This window comes from Pseudomonas syringae pv. tomato str. DC3000, assembly GCF_000007805.1.
In the GTDB taxonomy this organism is placed as follows: Bacteria; Pseudomonadota; Gammaproteobacteria; order Pseudomonadales; family Pseudomonadaceae; genus Aquipseudomonas; species Aquipseudomonas avellanae.
On record NC_004578.1, the window covers coordinates 5667747 to 5682185 of the forward strand.

Annotated in this window: 8 protein-coding genes and 2 pseudogenes; 2 read left to right on the top strand and 8 right to left on the bottom strand. The window is 59.9% G+C overall.

Translation table 11 applies throughout. From position 1 onward, the window contains the following. Nucleotides 1–271: 271 nt before the first annotated feature. Nucleotides 272–3496, top strand: a pseudogene (locus PSPTO_RS25820) (DUF6543 domain-containing protein); the annotation flags it as partial. A gap of 56 nt (nt 3497–3552) precedes the next feature. Here the strand turns inward: PSPTO_RS25820 and PSPTO_RS25825 are convergent. Both PSPTO_RS25825 and tnpB read right to left on the bottom strand, forming a co-directional pair. After that, nucleotides 3553–5106 (bottom strand): IS66-like element ISPsy5 family transposase, encoded by a 1554-nt coding sequence (locus tag PSPTO_RS25825; RefSeq protein WP_003409202.1) that lies wholly within the window; start codon nt 5104–5106, stop codon nt 3553–3555. Between the two features lie 17 nt (nt 5107–5123). Next, nucleotides 5124–5483 (bottom strand): IS66 family insertion sequence element accessory protein TnpB, encoded by a 360-nt coding sequence (tnpB, locus tag PSPTO_RS25830; protein WP_003409203.1) that lies wholly within the window; start codon nt 5481–5483, stop codon nt 5124–5126. A gap of 101 nt (nt 5484–5584) precedes the next feature. On the opposite strand from tnpB, the pseudogene PSPTO_RS25835 reads away from it, so the two are divergent. Beyond that, nucleotides 5585–8464, top strand: a pseudogene (locus PSPTO_RS25835) (type III effector); the annotation flags it as partial. Between the two features lie 15 nt (nt 8465–8479). On the opposite strand, the gene PSPTO_RS25840 reads toward PSPTO_RS25835, so the two are convergent. Genes PSPTO_RS25840 through waaC form a run of 6 tightly spaced genes read right to left on the bottom strand, consistent with a single transcriptional unit; the run spans nt 8480 to nt 14439 of the window. Continuing rightward, complete coding sequence (locus PSPTO_RS25840) at nt 8480–9925, bottom strand: lipopolysaccharide kinase InaA family protein (RefSeq protein ID WP_011105266.1); 1446 nt, start codon at nt 9923–9925, stop codon at nt 8480–8482. 30 nt (nt 9926–9955) lie between these two features. Then, complete coding sequence (locus PSPTO_RS25845) at nt 9956–10717, bottom strand: lipopolysaccharide kinase InaA family protein (protein WP_005762965.1); 762 nt, start codon at nt 10715–10717, stop codon at nt 9956–9958. After that, nucleotides 10714–11448 (bottom strand): lipopolysaccharide kinase InaA family protein, encoded by a 735-nt coding sequence (locus PSPTO_RS25850; RefSeq protein ID WP_007244579.1) that lies wholly within the window; start codon nt 11446–11448, stop codon nt 10714–10716. The genes PSPTO_RS25845 and PSPTO_RS25850 overlap by 4 nt, the downstream gene beginning before the upstream one ends. After that, nucleotides 11448–12254 carry a lipopolysaccharide core heptose(I) kinase RfaP gene (gene rfaP / locus PSPTO_RS25855; RefSeq protein ID WP_005762963.1) on the bottom strand — a complete coding sequence of 269 codons (807 nt, stop codon included), beginning with the start codon at nt 12252–12254 and terminating at the stop codon, nt 11448–11450. The genes PSPTO_RS25850 and rfaP overlap by 1 nt, the downstream gene beginning before the upstream one ends. Further along, a complete protein-coding gene (locus tag PSPTO_RS25860; RefSeq protein ID WP_011105267.1) occupies nt 12254–13375 on the bottom strand; it encodes a glycosyltransferase family 4 protein in 1122 nt (373 codons plus the stop codon). Before PSPTO_RS25860 ends, rfaP begins: the two co-directional genes overlap by 1 nt. Beyond that, on the bottom strand, nt 13375–14439 hold the full coding sequence (gene waaC, locus PSPTO_RS25865) for a lipopolysaccharide heptosyltransferase I (RefSeq protein ID WP_007244577.1): 1065 nt from the start codon (nt 14437–14439) through the stop codon (nt 13375–13377). The genes PSPTO_RS25860 and waaC overlap by 1 nt, the downstream gene beginning before the upstream one ends.

Consider the following 14439-nt stretch of genomic DNA (forward strand, 5'->3'; position numbering starts at 1 on the left):
CGCATCGCGCCCGAGAAAAGGTGTGCCCCCGCACAGCGGGCTGAGGGCAGCTAAAGGGCGGGATTATAACGTAATGGCCGAGGATTGGCTCGACGGGCTGAAATGTCGCTCGGGGTGCCCGCCAGACGGTGTAGGAAAGGTCTCTTTATCAACGCCAATAACTATCTACGACTTGCCGCCCGTTGCTTCTGATTAATTGAGGCCCATCGTCGCCGGCCTTCAGGTCGTCGCTCAAACCTCAGCGCCCCAAGCGCGCAATGGGAAACCTGTCATGACACAAAAACTGCCCCCTTTGGCTATAACGCCTACACCGCTGACACCTGCCGATACCTGGCCTGCGGCATCGGCCGCCCTGAAAAGGCTTGATGAACTGCGCACTCTTCTGGCCAGCGAGCTTGAGACGCAGCCCGGCCCCAGTGAGGCGCTGTTGACTGCGCTTGGCGGATCCGACGCTTCCGAACGGGAGCTGGAAATATTCAGCCTGCTGCAACAGATCGACGACTACTGGACAGCCCCTGGCGAAACCGCTGAAAGCCGCCGTGACCGCCTTGTGCCTGCCTTGCAGCGGGCCTTGCGTGATGAAGCAAGTGTCAGGATTCACGAGCGTGATCTGGAGAGCGGCTATCTGGCCTGTCTGCCAGACTCGTCCGGGCAGCCGCAAAGCCCGGCGCTCACTTACGCTTCGCTGCACGTGCAGTTACATGATGACGAACACGTCGAAATGGCCGGGGTGCTGGCCATATCCCAGGAACAGGAGCGTACGCTGCTGATGCTGCCGGGGCTTGGCATCATCGGCTTTGCCACCCAGGCCCTGATGCTCGCGACCGTGGCGCGCTGGCTCAATACGCCGACGTTGCAGGATGCTCTTCTGAATACGCTGGAACAGGATCATCAAGACCCACTCTTCACGATCAGCCAGGAAGCAGATCTGTACCTGGAGCCGTTCACGGCTGCTGACCTGCAATTACAGGCAGTCACCACCGCCCCTTTCATGCATGCCCTGGATCGCCTGCTGAATAAGCAGCGCAACGACATTCGCCATGCGTGTGAGCGACCGGATATCGAGGACCGGGAAGCACGTCGGGGGCTGATTCAGAAAGCCATCGATATGCGCGGCCTGCTCGGCCCCTCCTACATGCTCGAACTGCGAGAACTGACCAATCGGCAACGTCAGTACCACAGGGACATGCCGGACTGGCTGAAAATCGCCAGCGAGGCCGATCTGCAAACCTACGCTGATCACCTGCGACGCTACGACGATGCGCATGCCGCCATGCTAAGCGTGCTGGGCAGCGCAGCCTCTCCAGAGCAATTTGCCGAAACCCATTTGCGCACCCGGCTGGCCAATGACCTGGGCCATGATCTGCACCCGCGAGCGTTGACCATCGCCACCCGCCGCACGCTGCCGTCCACCGATAAAACCTACCTGATGACACGCTCGCTGGTCGAACTGGCGCTTTACGGCCTGCACCCTGACGACGAGGTCGCAGGCTCGGACTTCCTCGAGCAGACCGTCATCACCCTGAATGACAAACCGCTGGACGCCGCTTACGCCCCCCTGAACCCGGCGTACCTTGCCGGATTGATCGATGAACTGGACCTGCGGGCGGTCTTTGGCGAGTTTCAACAGGCGGCCTATCAGCAGGAACACAGCCAGCAACTGCTGCGCGCCCTGGCCAGAACCCGGCTGACTGCGCAGGGCTGGGCGGCAAAGATGCAGGGGCACATTCAGCCTGAGGATTTTGCCATCGTTGCCCAACTGGCAAGCCCGACACAGGGCGCGTCAGACCCGGCGCTGTGCGTGCAGCAAATCCGCCTGAACGGCCATAACGTGATGGCCAGACTGCTCGCATTCCGTAAGCAGGACGCCCAGGGCCGAACCGAAAGACTGATCATGGTCGCGATGGACGCTCCAGGGCAGCCCTTCAAGGCATTCGACACTGAAACCCAATTGCTCCATGAAGTGGTCGGCTGGAGCGCATCACCGTCGATGACTGCCTACCTGCTCGACCAGGTGGAAGTCAGCGCCCGCCCGGAACTGGAGCAAAAGCTGGCCGCATTGGCGCTCAAACCTCAGCCAGAGAAAGATTTTCTGCAGTTCATTGACCACCCGGACTGTGAGACGGCCTTGCGCGGCTTCACCGACGAACAAACGCGCGTAATGCTCTCCGAGCAGGCCCGCCACACCCCGGATTGGTATCTACGCGCCACCCGCGCTCAGCGCCGGGAACTGCAGGCTCTTGAAGAAGCCATTGGCGGCGCACTCGGTCACTATCAGGCCCAGCCGCACACGCAGGTTCAGCCCTTCAAGAATTACGTTCATCAGCGTGCCAGCCAGCAGATCGCCCAACTGCTGAACGTACCCGCCGCAAACGTAGACCCGGACCTGATCGTAATCACCAGCGAGCGCGAATCGCTGACGTACACAGACATGCTGCTCAATGGTTATAACGACAGCATCGACCCTGTTCGCACCTCCGCCGACACACAGGCAACCTTCAGCGGCCCGGATGGCATTGACCTGAGCGCGTTGTCACCCGCCGCCGTTGCAGGCTCGGTGCGCGGCCGGTGGCTGGCCGATGACTACATTGCCCTGATCCGAAGCACGCTGCTCAACCCCGAAAGCGAGGGTTATGCCTATCGCCGCCAGATCAATACGCTGATCACTCAGTTGCAGATGAAGGCCGCGGCATTGCGCAGCGTGCTGAAGGGGCATATCGAGGCAGCGCAATATGCCTGGCTGAAGCAGTCGCTGGATAACGCGCACCTGAACGATCCGGCATCACGGGAGCAGTACCCGCTTTACCCTTTGCAGGTGCATGTGGATAAACCGCTTATCGCCTCGGGGCTGAACGGCGTCGATCAACTGGTCATCCCCAGCCCGCTACTCACGCACGTGGAAACCGTGCAGGGCTGCCTGGTGATCCTGCCGACACAGATTCGCCATGCCGCGCTGCTCTACACACCGCAGGCGCCTGACGGTATCGAGTTTCGCCTGTTCAGCGCCTTTGTGCGCTCGCTCGATAGCGACGGCATGATCGACTACTACAAGGATCGCTGCCGGATCAAGGCGCGACGCACCTTGTCGTTCTTCCTTCGCGACATGCAGCAGGGCAAGGCCAACAAGCCTCCGGTCATTCCCAAGGCATTCATTTCAGACTTCGCCGAAACCTGTTTCAACAGGCCGCTCGAGCGCAGGCTGCGTGACGTGGAAGAAACCACCACCGGGCGCAATGACATGTTGAACCAGTTGATCTGGGTCAGCGTCGAGATCATCGCCACTGCGCTGACGCTACCCTTCCCGCCGGCAAGCTTTGCCGTCGGCAGCCTGCTGTCGTTGCATGACAGCGGGCGCGCAATCAAGGCCCTGACCGAAGGTGAACACGGACGCGCTACGGCGTACATGCTGTCCGCGCTGTTCAATGGAATAGGGGCTGGCAGCGACCTGCTGGTCGGCCTGAAAGGGTTTGGCGGCGTGTTGCATCACCTTGAGCACGGTCGTGAGTCGTAAGCGATCCACCAACCACACCTACCATCAGATGCGGCTTCCGTTTATCTTGGCATTTCCGGTGAGCAGTTCCACGGCAGCAACGCCTCATAGTCGGCCACCGACTGCGCAAGTGGCAACCTCTCCAGTACGTGGCGCAGCCACGTATAGGGCTCCTGGCCGTTGACCTTGGCGGTCTCGACCAAGCTATAGATCTGTGCACTGGCGGTGGCGCCTTTAGGCGTGTCGCTGAACAGCCAGGCTTTGCGCCCAATAACAAACGGCTTTATTGCGCGCTCTGCCGGGTTGTTGTCGATCGGTAAAAAGCCGGCTTCCACGTAACGCTTCAGCCGACTCCAGTTATTCGCCAGATAACCAACTGCCTTGCCCAGCACGCTTTGCGGCGTCACGTGGGACTGAGTTTTATCCAGCCAGCTTTTCAACTGAGCCAAGATTGGCAGGCTTTTCTCCTGCCGACCGGTAAAGCGCTGTTCGTCGCTGCCGTCTTTCAATTCGCGCTCGATACCGTACAGCTTATTGATCATCGTCAGCGCGATATCGGCACGCCCGGTCTTGCCCTTAGGTTGCACTTTTTGTGCTTCGACAAATTTGCGCCGCGCATGGGCCATACACGCCAAGCGCTCCACGCCCGGTTGTAACGCCAGCGCGTTATAGCCCGCGTAATCATCAGTCATCACATAGCCGCGATAACTTTCCAGCAGCCGTAACGGTACGTCCTGCGCGCGGCTGGAAGTGTAGTCGAACAATACGACTTTATGATCTGGAGGCCCGCTGGCCTGTACCCACATCCAGGATTGGCTGGTCGGGTCTCGATCTGGTTCTTTCAGTACCTGAACGCGGGTTTCGTCACAGTGGATGACCGGGCTTTCCAGCAATCGATCACGCATCAGATTTAACAGCGGCTGCAAATGTTCGCCGCACTGGATAATCCAGCGGGCCAACGTTTGACGCGGGATTTCTATGCCATGTCGGCTTAGCACCGTTTCAAAACGATGCAGCGGCAAGCCGTCGACATACTTGGTGGTCAGCAGCATGGCCAACACGCTGGGGCTGGCCATGCTCTTTTCAATCAACTGCGCAGGCTTGCCGGCTGTGACCGGTGCCGACTCACAGCCACGACAGCCGTAGACTTTGCGGATGTGTTTGATCACCCGAATCTGCATCGGCACGATATCCAGTTGCTCGCTGGTTTCCTCGCTGACGACATGCTTGCGGCAACCGCAGGCACAGGTCAGTTCGTGTTCGGGCAGCTCGTGGATGACTTCAATGCGCGGCAGATCAGCCGACAGTGGCTTGCGCTTGCCACGGCGTGGCGCAGGAGCAACTACTTCCTCATCAGCATCGCCGACCGGGAGCATAGGCTCGCTTTCAGGTTCATTGAACAAGGCAAGTTGAGGGGTATTAGGCTCGACGGTTTGTTCGGACTTTCGACCAAAAATACGGTCACGCAGCAGCTTGATCTGCTCTTTGAGATCAACGATGTGAGTGGCGTAGGCGTCTTTAACTTCCTGTTCGCGCGAGCGTGCTTCGTAGCTCTCAAGCAGCATCTGTTTGAGCAATACGGGATCGTCAGGAAGGTTGTCGGGCAATGGTCGCATGCCCTGGATTATACCCGTCAGGCAACAAACCTTGGAGTCAAAATCTTATGAGGACGGTTGCGCCACAGATCAAATCCATCCAGCAGCCAATTCAATTCCTGAACCGTCAGCACAATGGCTTCGTCGACATCATCTGGCGAGATTTTGAAACGCTCGGACTCGAGACGCTTGAGCCAAAGGCAGAAGCCGTTACGCTCCCAATACAAAATCTTCACTCGATTCCGGGATTTGTTGAGAAAGACAAAGAGCACCGGATCAAAGACCGCCACTTTAATATCCAACTCGACCAAAGCAGCTAAGCCATCGATGGATTTTCTGAAATCCACGGGTTTGGGATAGAGGTAGACTTTCTCGACTTTGGCGTCGGGTCGCATCATGGTGCTGGCTCCTGAAAGAAAACGGGAGCACAGCATCAGGCGTCAGCCAGTGGCTTGAAATGTGGGGTTCGTGGATCGGATACCGTGAGTCAGCCCCGGTGCTGCGCTCGTTCCAGCGACAGTCGTCATTGCCGCACTACGAGGACCTGTACCCGGTGGAACTGCAGGAGCAGGTATTCCTGATCAGCAGGCCCAATGCCAACGGACACGCTGCGGTTTTCCAGGTACCCAATCGCTCATCGGCGCCACCCAAGGCAACCGGCCAGTTTGCAGCGCGGCAGGCGGGCGGTGCCTGGCAACCCCTGCTCCCCTCGCCCAACCTTGCGCCTCGTGCACCCTCGGGCCTGCGGATCGAGCTGGCAGTCAACCTTTCCCTGCATGACGTGCCGCGTATCGTCGCCGGCCATGCAGAAGGCGTGTGCGTGGTCAACGGCCGGCACTATGTCGAGCTGTCCGGTAGAACCTTTCAAGTCCATTACGACACACATCTGCGCGGCTGGCAGATTGTCGATCCAGAAAACCCGTTCGCCTTTTTTGGCCAGCAGCCGGTGCGCCTAGATGAACAGGGGCAATGGCAGCTTGTCGCCCGTCGACGTCTGCGTGGCGGTGGCGTAGGTGACTCCAGCCATGCCCACCTGCCCGAAGAAACACCGGGCTCCAGCACAGGCTCGATTCCGAGCGACTACGAAATGCCGGCCGCCATGCAGGCAGGCCTTGATGTCGTGTTGAGCAACAAGCCCTACGACCCGACCGGGATTGGCATGGAGTCTTACTTTGAGAGCTATTTCGTGGATCTGCGTCAGAGTTTTGTGGCGCGCAGGGAAAAGCTTTATGAGGATGCCCGGACATTTTTCGCCGGTTTTTCTCCGCCGCCAAAGCCGCAATTGCCTCCGCTGGCGCCACCTGTTGCCATCGACACCCTGATTGAACACGTCTTCGCGCAGGGTAACGGCCTGGTTTTGAGTGAAGCACCGAAGTCGGTCGCCAGCAAACGGCTGCTGTTACTCAACATGCCGCTGCTGGCCGAACAGCGTGTCAAGATTCTGTATATCGAGCACCTGCTGACCGACAAGCACCTGTCTAAACTGGCCAGGTATCGTCAACTGGGCAAAAAGAGCCGCTCAGGCTCGCACGAACTCAAGCATTACCTGCACGATCTCAACCGCGGGACGCTGAACAATTCCAGCACCGACTACGACTATTACCACCTCATCAAGGCAGCGCATCGCTATGGTATCGAGGTGCGACCGTTCAGCTCGTCGATCAGCTACCCGTTTCTGGACCATCCGGTATTGAGCGCAGCCAACGACACGACTGCAGTACAAAAAATGAGCAATTTTTTCGGCCATACGCTCATCAGCAGCGATGTCGCATCCGCGCCGACAAAACGCTGGGTTGCCTTGCTCGACCAGAAGCTGGCCACGACCCACGACGGGGTATTAGGCATTGCCGAAATGCAGGGCGTGGTCAGTGTGCATGTCCGCGACATCCCGGCAGGCCGGCCGACGCGCATCACTAAAGGCACAGGCGAACTGCCACGCGAGGGCACGCAGGCCCGCTGCGACTTCACGATTGCGTTTTCCGATCCGACGCTGATTGTGCCCCAGGCGCCTCACCCGCACGGTACCAAACTGGACGACATGCTGCTCAGAGAACTGAGGGGCCAATCTGCCGGTGCCGGGGGCGAACGCTGGGCCGGCCAGTACGGATTCATCCGTGACGAGGACGGTGCCTGGCGGTGGATCGCGCCTGAGGACTGGCCCGCAGACAGCCCGATGACGGCAATCCAGCAATCCCTGACCGACCCTGTCTATGAGATGCCACTGGACACTCGAACAACGCTTCATACGCTGGCGAACTTCGAAAGAAGGGGGCTCGACATGGAGTATTTCTTTGAAGAAAGCCAGTACGAAACTGTTCGCAACGTATTCGCCCTGCACCGCAAAAAGCTGCAACAGGATGCGGCCTTGATCAGCGCTGTACAGTTGCCGCCTCGTCCGACGATGCCGGCCGTCAACCCTCGGACGACCACGGCGCAGCTGTTTGAAACGCTGTACCAGCACACCGATGGCATCGTGATCGGCGAGTCGCATTTTTCGGTCGCCAGCAAGAAAATGATCATCGACAACCTGCCGTTGCTGTCGCAGCAAAACGTACGAACGCTGTACATGGAGCACTTGCTCACCGACTTGCATCAGGCGGATCTGGATCGCTTTTTCGAAACAGGGCAAATGAGCAAAACCCTGCTTCACGACCTGAAAGTGCTGGATCGGGGCCATCGCACCGACCCGGACAAGGTTTACACCTTTGAGCAACTGGTCATCAAGGCGCAGCAGCACGGCATGGAAGTCCGCGCCATCGACTGCGCAGCCAGCTACCACCTTAGTGGCCTTGACAACGATGGTTCAATCACCCGTCAGCAAATGATGAACTACTTTGCGTCGCGCACCCTGCGCAGGCATCAGGACGTCATGGGCTCACACAAGTGGATCGCGCTGGTCGGCAACAGCCATTCCAATGTCTATCAAGGCGTCGTGCCTGGTATCGCCGAGCTGGAAGGCGGCATCGGCCTGCGGGTTATCGACGTGGCACCGGGGCAGTCGAAGGGTGTCATGCACGACCTGGGGGAGCTGGTCTCGGCAGACATCTCGAGAACCAAAGTACACATCAAAGGCGATTATCGAGTGGAGATAGAAATACCGCGTGCGAAGGATGCCATTCGGCCACCCCAGCCTGTTACCCTCGAACAGCGACTGGCCAGACCGGGATTGTTTCTGGTGGAAGAGAGTGAGGGCAATCTGCTGACCATTGTCCACCGCGCTCGCGACACCTGGATTCACCGCACGCCGGTGCTGGTCAATGCCGAGGGCAAGCTGTACCTGGAGCGCGTGCGCTGGCCGCGCATCCACCTCAAACCCTTTGATGACATGGACGCGCTGGTAGCGGCGCTGGAGGAGATGAACCTGACGCGGGTAGGCTGACGCGCAGCCTCAGCCTCAGGCCGGCTCGATCTTCGGCAAGCGCTGCTCCAGCTTCTGGTGCAGCGCGCTGTGCACTGGCCAGTTACGCATGAAGCGCGCCCGGTCACGCGCGTAGGCTGCTGCAAAGGACGATTGCGAACTGTGCTGTTGCATGGCATCCAGGTCGATCATCGCCCAGCGGTCCTTGTGCCAGAACAGGTTGTGCCCTTTGAAGTCGCCATGGCTGATGCGCGCCTGGATAAGTTGTGCGAACAGCGTGTCCAGGGCCAGCAACTCGGCCTCAGGTGCATCACCGCTTTCGACATAGGGCGCGAAGCGCTCGATGATGTCCGGCCCGTCGATAAACTCGGTGACCAGCCAGGCTTTGCTGCGCAAACCAAGGAAGCGCCGCTCCTGAACCGCCAGCGGTTTGGGCGTGGCGATGCCGAGAAACATCAGGCGATTGCCTTCGCGCCACGAATGCCAGGCGCGACTCGGGCGCCAGAAGCGCTTGAGCCAGTGGCTGAAATTCTTGATGTTGTAACGTTTGATGACCAGCGTGCGACCGCTGGCCTCGACCCGCCCCACGCTCGCCGCGCCACCGGTCTTGTACAAGTGCCCTTTGCCGAGCAAGGCGTCAGCCTGCTCAAGCACCGGCAGCATAGCCGCTTCTTCGTTGCGGCGAATGGCGCGAAACACCGATGCGGTGTCCTCGACGCTGAACAGGCTGCAATCGCGCACGGTCTTGCCGAGAAAATCCTTGAGCCGCCAGCTGCGAACCTTGTCGATCTGCCGTTGCAGCGCCTCCATCGGCAAACCATGTTCGCCGTTGCTCAGCAGATAATGCACCAGCAGCTCTTCCGTGAACGGCTCGAAAGCCTTGGGCAACTGAGCAAAGAATACCCCGAGGTTTTCCAGCACCTTTTGCCGCGACAACGGCTTGCCGGCCTGCTCGGCGCGAATACCCGCCCCATCAATCAGGTACAGCTGCCCCTTATGACGCAGCAGATTGTCCAGGTGCAGATCTTCCTGCCACAAGCCTTTGGCGTGCTGCTGAGCGATGGCGGTCAGCGCCTCGCCGAGCACCGCTTGCTGCTCGTCGGCCAGAGGCGGCAGTTCCTCAACCTCAGTCCAGGCATCGCCCAAACTTGACGCCTGCTCCAGAAACTCGAACAACAGCCAGCCACCTTCGCCTTCCTGCAAGCCGTCGGCCAGCAACAGCGGTGTGGTCAAGCCTTGCTCGGCAAGCAGACGCACCCCGGCCAGTTCACGCTGAAAGTGCCGGGCGGCCTTGTCGCCAACCAGCAGTTTTGCCAGCACGGTTCTGCCTCGCCACACACCGGCCCCCACATAACGCTGCCCCGGCAACACGCGCAGCAAGCTCAGCAATTGCAACTTGGCCGGGCCGGCCGCATCGGCCAGCGTCAGGCTCATCGGCAACTCGGGGGTGCGTCCCGCGTTCTTGAGTTCAGACAAGCGCATCAACGGGTCTCTTTATCGTCGGTGTTGAAATCATCGGTGTTGAAGGTCACGTTTGTGAGCGCTGCGCTTGCCCAGACGCCCGCTCCAGGCGTCGACCAGCAGGCTGTCGGGCGTGGCTTGCAGGTAAGCCGCCAACAGCTCGCGCCGCTCGGCGTCATTCCATACCTGGGCACGCCGCAGCAGCGGCTCCAGATCCCTGGCCAGGTCACGCTTGCCGAAGATCACCGGGCGCGTTTTCTCAAGATCGATCAACTGCGCCTGATAGCCCGCGCCAACCGCCTGAAGAAAAATATGCTTGGGGTAGAAGCAGCCGTGCACCTGCCCCGCACCATGCAGCGTACGTGCAAGAAGACCACAGGCCTGAAGTATCCCCGAACGCTGCTCCGAGGCCAGCGCGCTCCATTGCTGCAACAGCTCATCGAGATCGGTCCAGCCATCCAGCGCGCGGGTCATCAGGATTGCACGGCGCTCACCGTCGACCTTGCGCTCGCCGTAAAACACCGCTTGCAGCGCCGGAATACCCAGCTTGCGGTAGCGGCTGATATTACGAAACTCACGCGAAAACGAAGGCTCGCCAAACGGGTGATGCAACGTGTGCGTCAGGTAATTGCTCTGGCGCTTGAGGTAGAAACCCTGGCCGTCCAGATCAAGGCGAAACACACTGCTCCAGCCACCTCGACCGGTGTTGGGCTCATCGACTGCATCGAGCCGGATATTCCAAAGCGATTCAAAATCAGCCAGGTCGTGACGCATCAGCAAAGGCTGATCGGCACTGGCAATAAAAACGCTCATTCACGGCCCTCGAAAAAGCTGACGATGTGTCGAATTCGTTTTTTGTCGGCGGCGTTCAAACGCGCTCGCTGACGGTACTGCAAGTAGAAGCGCAGGCGCTGGGTGGCCGACAGATGATACTTGGCAACCTTGTCCAGGCACGCCAGATCTTTGGTGATCCGGTAGCGCAGCATGAAGCTCCACCAGAATGCGCCGTTGGGGCAATCGATGAAAAACAGTCTGTCTTCGTTATCGACCAGCAGATTGCGCCATTTCAAATCGTTATGTGTGAAATGGTTGTCGTGCATGATCCGGGTATAAGCCGCCAACTGACGGCTGATGCCATCGACCCACTGGCGATCGGCCAGTCGCGGGTCCTTGCGTTGCGCCAGCGCCGACAAGTCTTCGGTGTTCGGCAAGCCACGCGTGATCAGTGCGCCGCGATCGTACGCTGCGCCATTGCGCTCCAGCCCCCAGGCCACAACTTCGGCCGTTGGAATGCCCCATTTGGCGAAGCGCTTGAGGTTCTGCCACTCGGACTTGACTCTGGGCTTGCCCATGTAACGGCGCAGGCCTTTGCCCGCGCCCACGTAGCGTTTGACGAAATAGTAGACGCCGGCACGCTCGACACGGATGACATCGGAAAGCGGATCACGGGTCAACTGCTGGCCCTGCAAGGCGAACACGGCGTCCAGGCTTCCGAAGTCCCGCGCCAGAGAAGTGTACTCCGGCTCAAGGTTCCAACCCGCCATCAGAGCGCATCCCCGTAGCGCACTTTACGCTGATACAACTTGTCGGCTTTTTTATCCAGCCAGGTCAGCAGCGCGGCTTCCTTGAGCAGAATCTCGCGTAGCGGCAGCTGAAAATAGTCCTTGAGAAAACGCAGCTTGTCGCGCCGGGTCAGGCCGATGTCCAGCGCCGAGAAGTACAGCGCCGCAAGGTCCTTGTTGCGCCAGCGTGGCGTGATCGCCCGACGCGTCTGGGCACGGTGCAGATCGATTACCGACAGCCTGAAATCGTCAGCGGTCACCGGCTTGTCGGTGTGCAACAGAAAATGACAGATGTAACAATCGCGATGGTTGACGCCAGCCCGGTGCATCATCCCGACCAGTCTGGCGACTTCGGCAATGAACGCCCTTTTCAGGCGCGGCTCGGGTGGCTCGGTGCGCCAGTTGAGGCTGACGTCCTCCAGGCTGGTGGTCGGTGCCAACTCTTCGGTGACGATAAACGAGTGCTGCGCGGCGGGGTTGCTGCCACGCTCGCCGTACGCTACAGCGGTCATGGTCGGCACACCGACCTCATGCAGACGCTCGATGGCGTCCCATTCCTTGCCTGCCCCCAGCACCGGCAATTTGGCGGTTGCCAGGTTCTTGGCAATTTCGCCCCAGCCGATGCCGCGGTGGATCTTGACGAAGTAGCCACGCCCGTCAACTTCGGTGCGCAGCGTGCGACGTCCTTCCAGCTCGCGGTAGACCTCACCGCTCAGGCCCTCGACCTCAGCGAATGCATCGCGCCCGGCCCACAGGCTCTTGAACGGTTCAGCAAGGAACAACTTCATCAATAGTGCTCCGCCAGAATCACATCCGCAGCGTGTTGCGGCATGCTGTAAAGGTCTGCTGTGTCAGCAAAGGCCAGACCGTTGCGACTCCAGGCGCCGCGTGCAGCATCATCCTGAAGCATGTCGGTCAAATAGCGATTGAGCTGCACCTGATCGAACGGCTCATCCAGAACCCGCCCGCAATCGGCCTCGGCAATATAATGGGCGTAACCACACACTGCGCTGACCAGTACCGGCAGCCCGGCCACCAGTGCTTCGAGCAATACCGTGCCGGTGTTTTCGTTGTAGGCCGGGTGGATCAGCAAGTCGGCACCGAGCAGGAAGCGCGGAATATCGCTGCGCCCTTTCATGAACGTCACCTGATCGCCCAACCCCAGCGCAGCGCTCTGCAACTGGAATACTTTGGGGTCGTCCTGGCCGATTACAAACAAGCGAGTGTGTTTCTTCATGTTTGCCGGCAAAGCCGCAAGTGCTTTCAGGCTGCGATCTACGCCCTTGGTCTTGAAACCGGAGCCGATTTGCACCAATAACCGGTCATCGTCGGCAAGGCCGAACTCCTTGCGAAAGTCGGCGCGAATGGCGGCAGCGTCTGGCGGTGCGCGACGGTCCTGGGAAATGCCCGGTGGCAGCAGGTGGAAGCGCGACAACGGGGTGTCGTAATGTTTGATGAACAGCGGTTGCTGCACTTCGGAGATCATCAAGACCTGGGTTTTCGAGTCCCTGGCGAACACGGCGCGCTCGTAATCGGCGAAATGGCGATACCGTCCCCACTTGCGATACAGCGGGCTGCGCAGGTTTTGCGCCTTGTCCTCGAAACAACCGTCAGCGGCGTAATACACGTCCAGCCCTGGCATCTTGTTGAAACCGATCAGACGGTCCACCGGGCGTACAGCCAGGTCCGCTTCCATCCACGCAGTGAGCTTTTCGTTGCGCCGGTGATTGAAGAACGCCTTGACCGGAGCCACCAGCACTTCAAAACCGGGCGGCACGTCGCCTTCCCAGATCAGCGTGTAAACGCGAATTTGATGGCCGCGCTGCTGACATTCCAGCGCAATGCGCATGAAATCGCGTTGCAGGCCGCCAAATGGAAAGTATTTGTAGAGTACAAAAGCCAGTTGCATCAGCCAGGTTCCTTTGCCAGCAACAGCGCGCCCAGTTGGCTCGCTACTCGCTCGGGATTCAAGCGAGTGAAGCACAACGGCCACTCGCGCTTAAGGTCGAACCGGCGCTGATCGTCGGCGCTCGGTTGGTAGGTGCATTTCTTTTGCAGGCACGGCGTGCAGCCCGGATAGTCGCTGGCCAGATGCACCTGCGACTTGCCGTAGGCCCCGGTCAGGCCCGGATTGGTCGGGCCGAAGAGAGAGACAGTCGGCACATCCAGCGCTGCGGCCAGGTGCCCGATGCCGGTATCGACCGCTACGCAGGCCTGCGCGCTGGCCAGTACCCGCGCGACGCCCGCCAGGTTCAGTTTCGGCAGCACATGGGCGCTCTCCAGACCTTCGGCGATGCGTTCGGCACGCGCTTTTTCGGTCGGATTGCCCCACGGCAACTGCACATGCAAGCCACGTGCGACCATCAATTCGGCCAGTTGACGCCAGTAAAGCTCGGGCCAATGCTTGGTGTCCCACGTTGTACCGTGCAAAAACAGCACAAACGGTGCCTGCAACGTGTCGTCCAGAGCCGCCAGTGGCTTGAGCCCGTAATCGCCCATACCGGACGGCAGCGGATAGCCCAGCGCCTGGGCAAACAACTGACGCAGCCGTTCGACGGCATGCTGCCCGCGTGCCACCGGCAAGGCACGGTCATAAAAGCGACTGGCCACCGGCTCGCGTGCCGAATCGCGGTCCAGACCCGCCACCGGCGCATCAATGTAGCGCGTCAGCCAGGCACTCTTGAACAGGCCTTGAGCGTCGATCACCAGATCATAACGCTGCTCGCGGACACGCGCCTTGAAGCGCCGCCATTCGCCTGAGCGGAAGGTTTGCCAGAGGTTTTTGCGCCAGCGGCGGATCGCGACCGGGATGACCGCATCGACCGCCGGATGCCAGGCGGGAATTTCGGCGAAACCTTCCTCGACCACCCAGTCAAAGCGGATGCCGGGCAAGGCCCGGGCCGCATCGGTCAGCGCCGGCAAGGCATGGATCACATCACCCAGTGAAGACGTCTTGATCAGCAGTACCCGCAA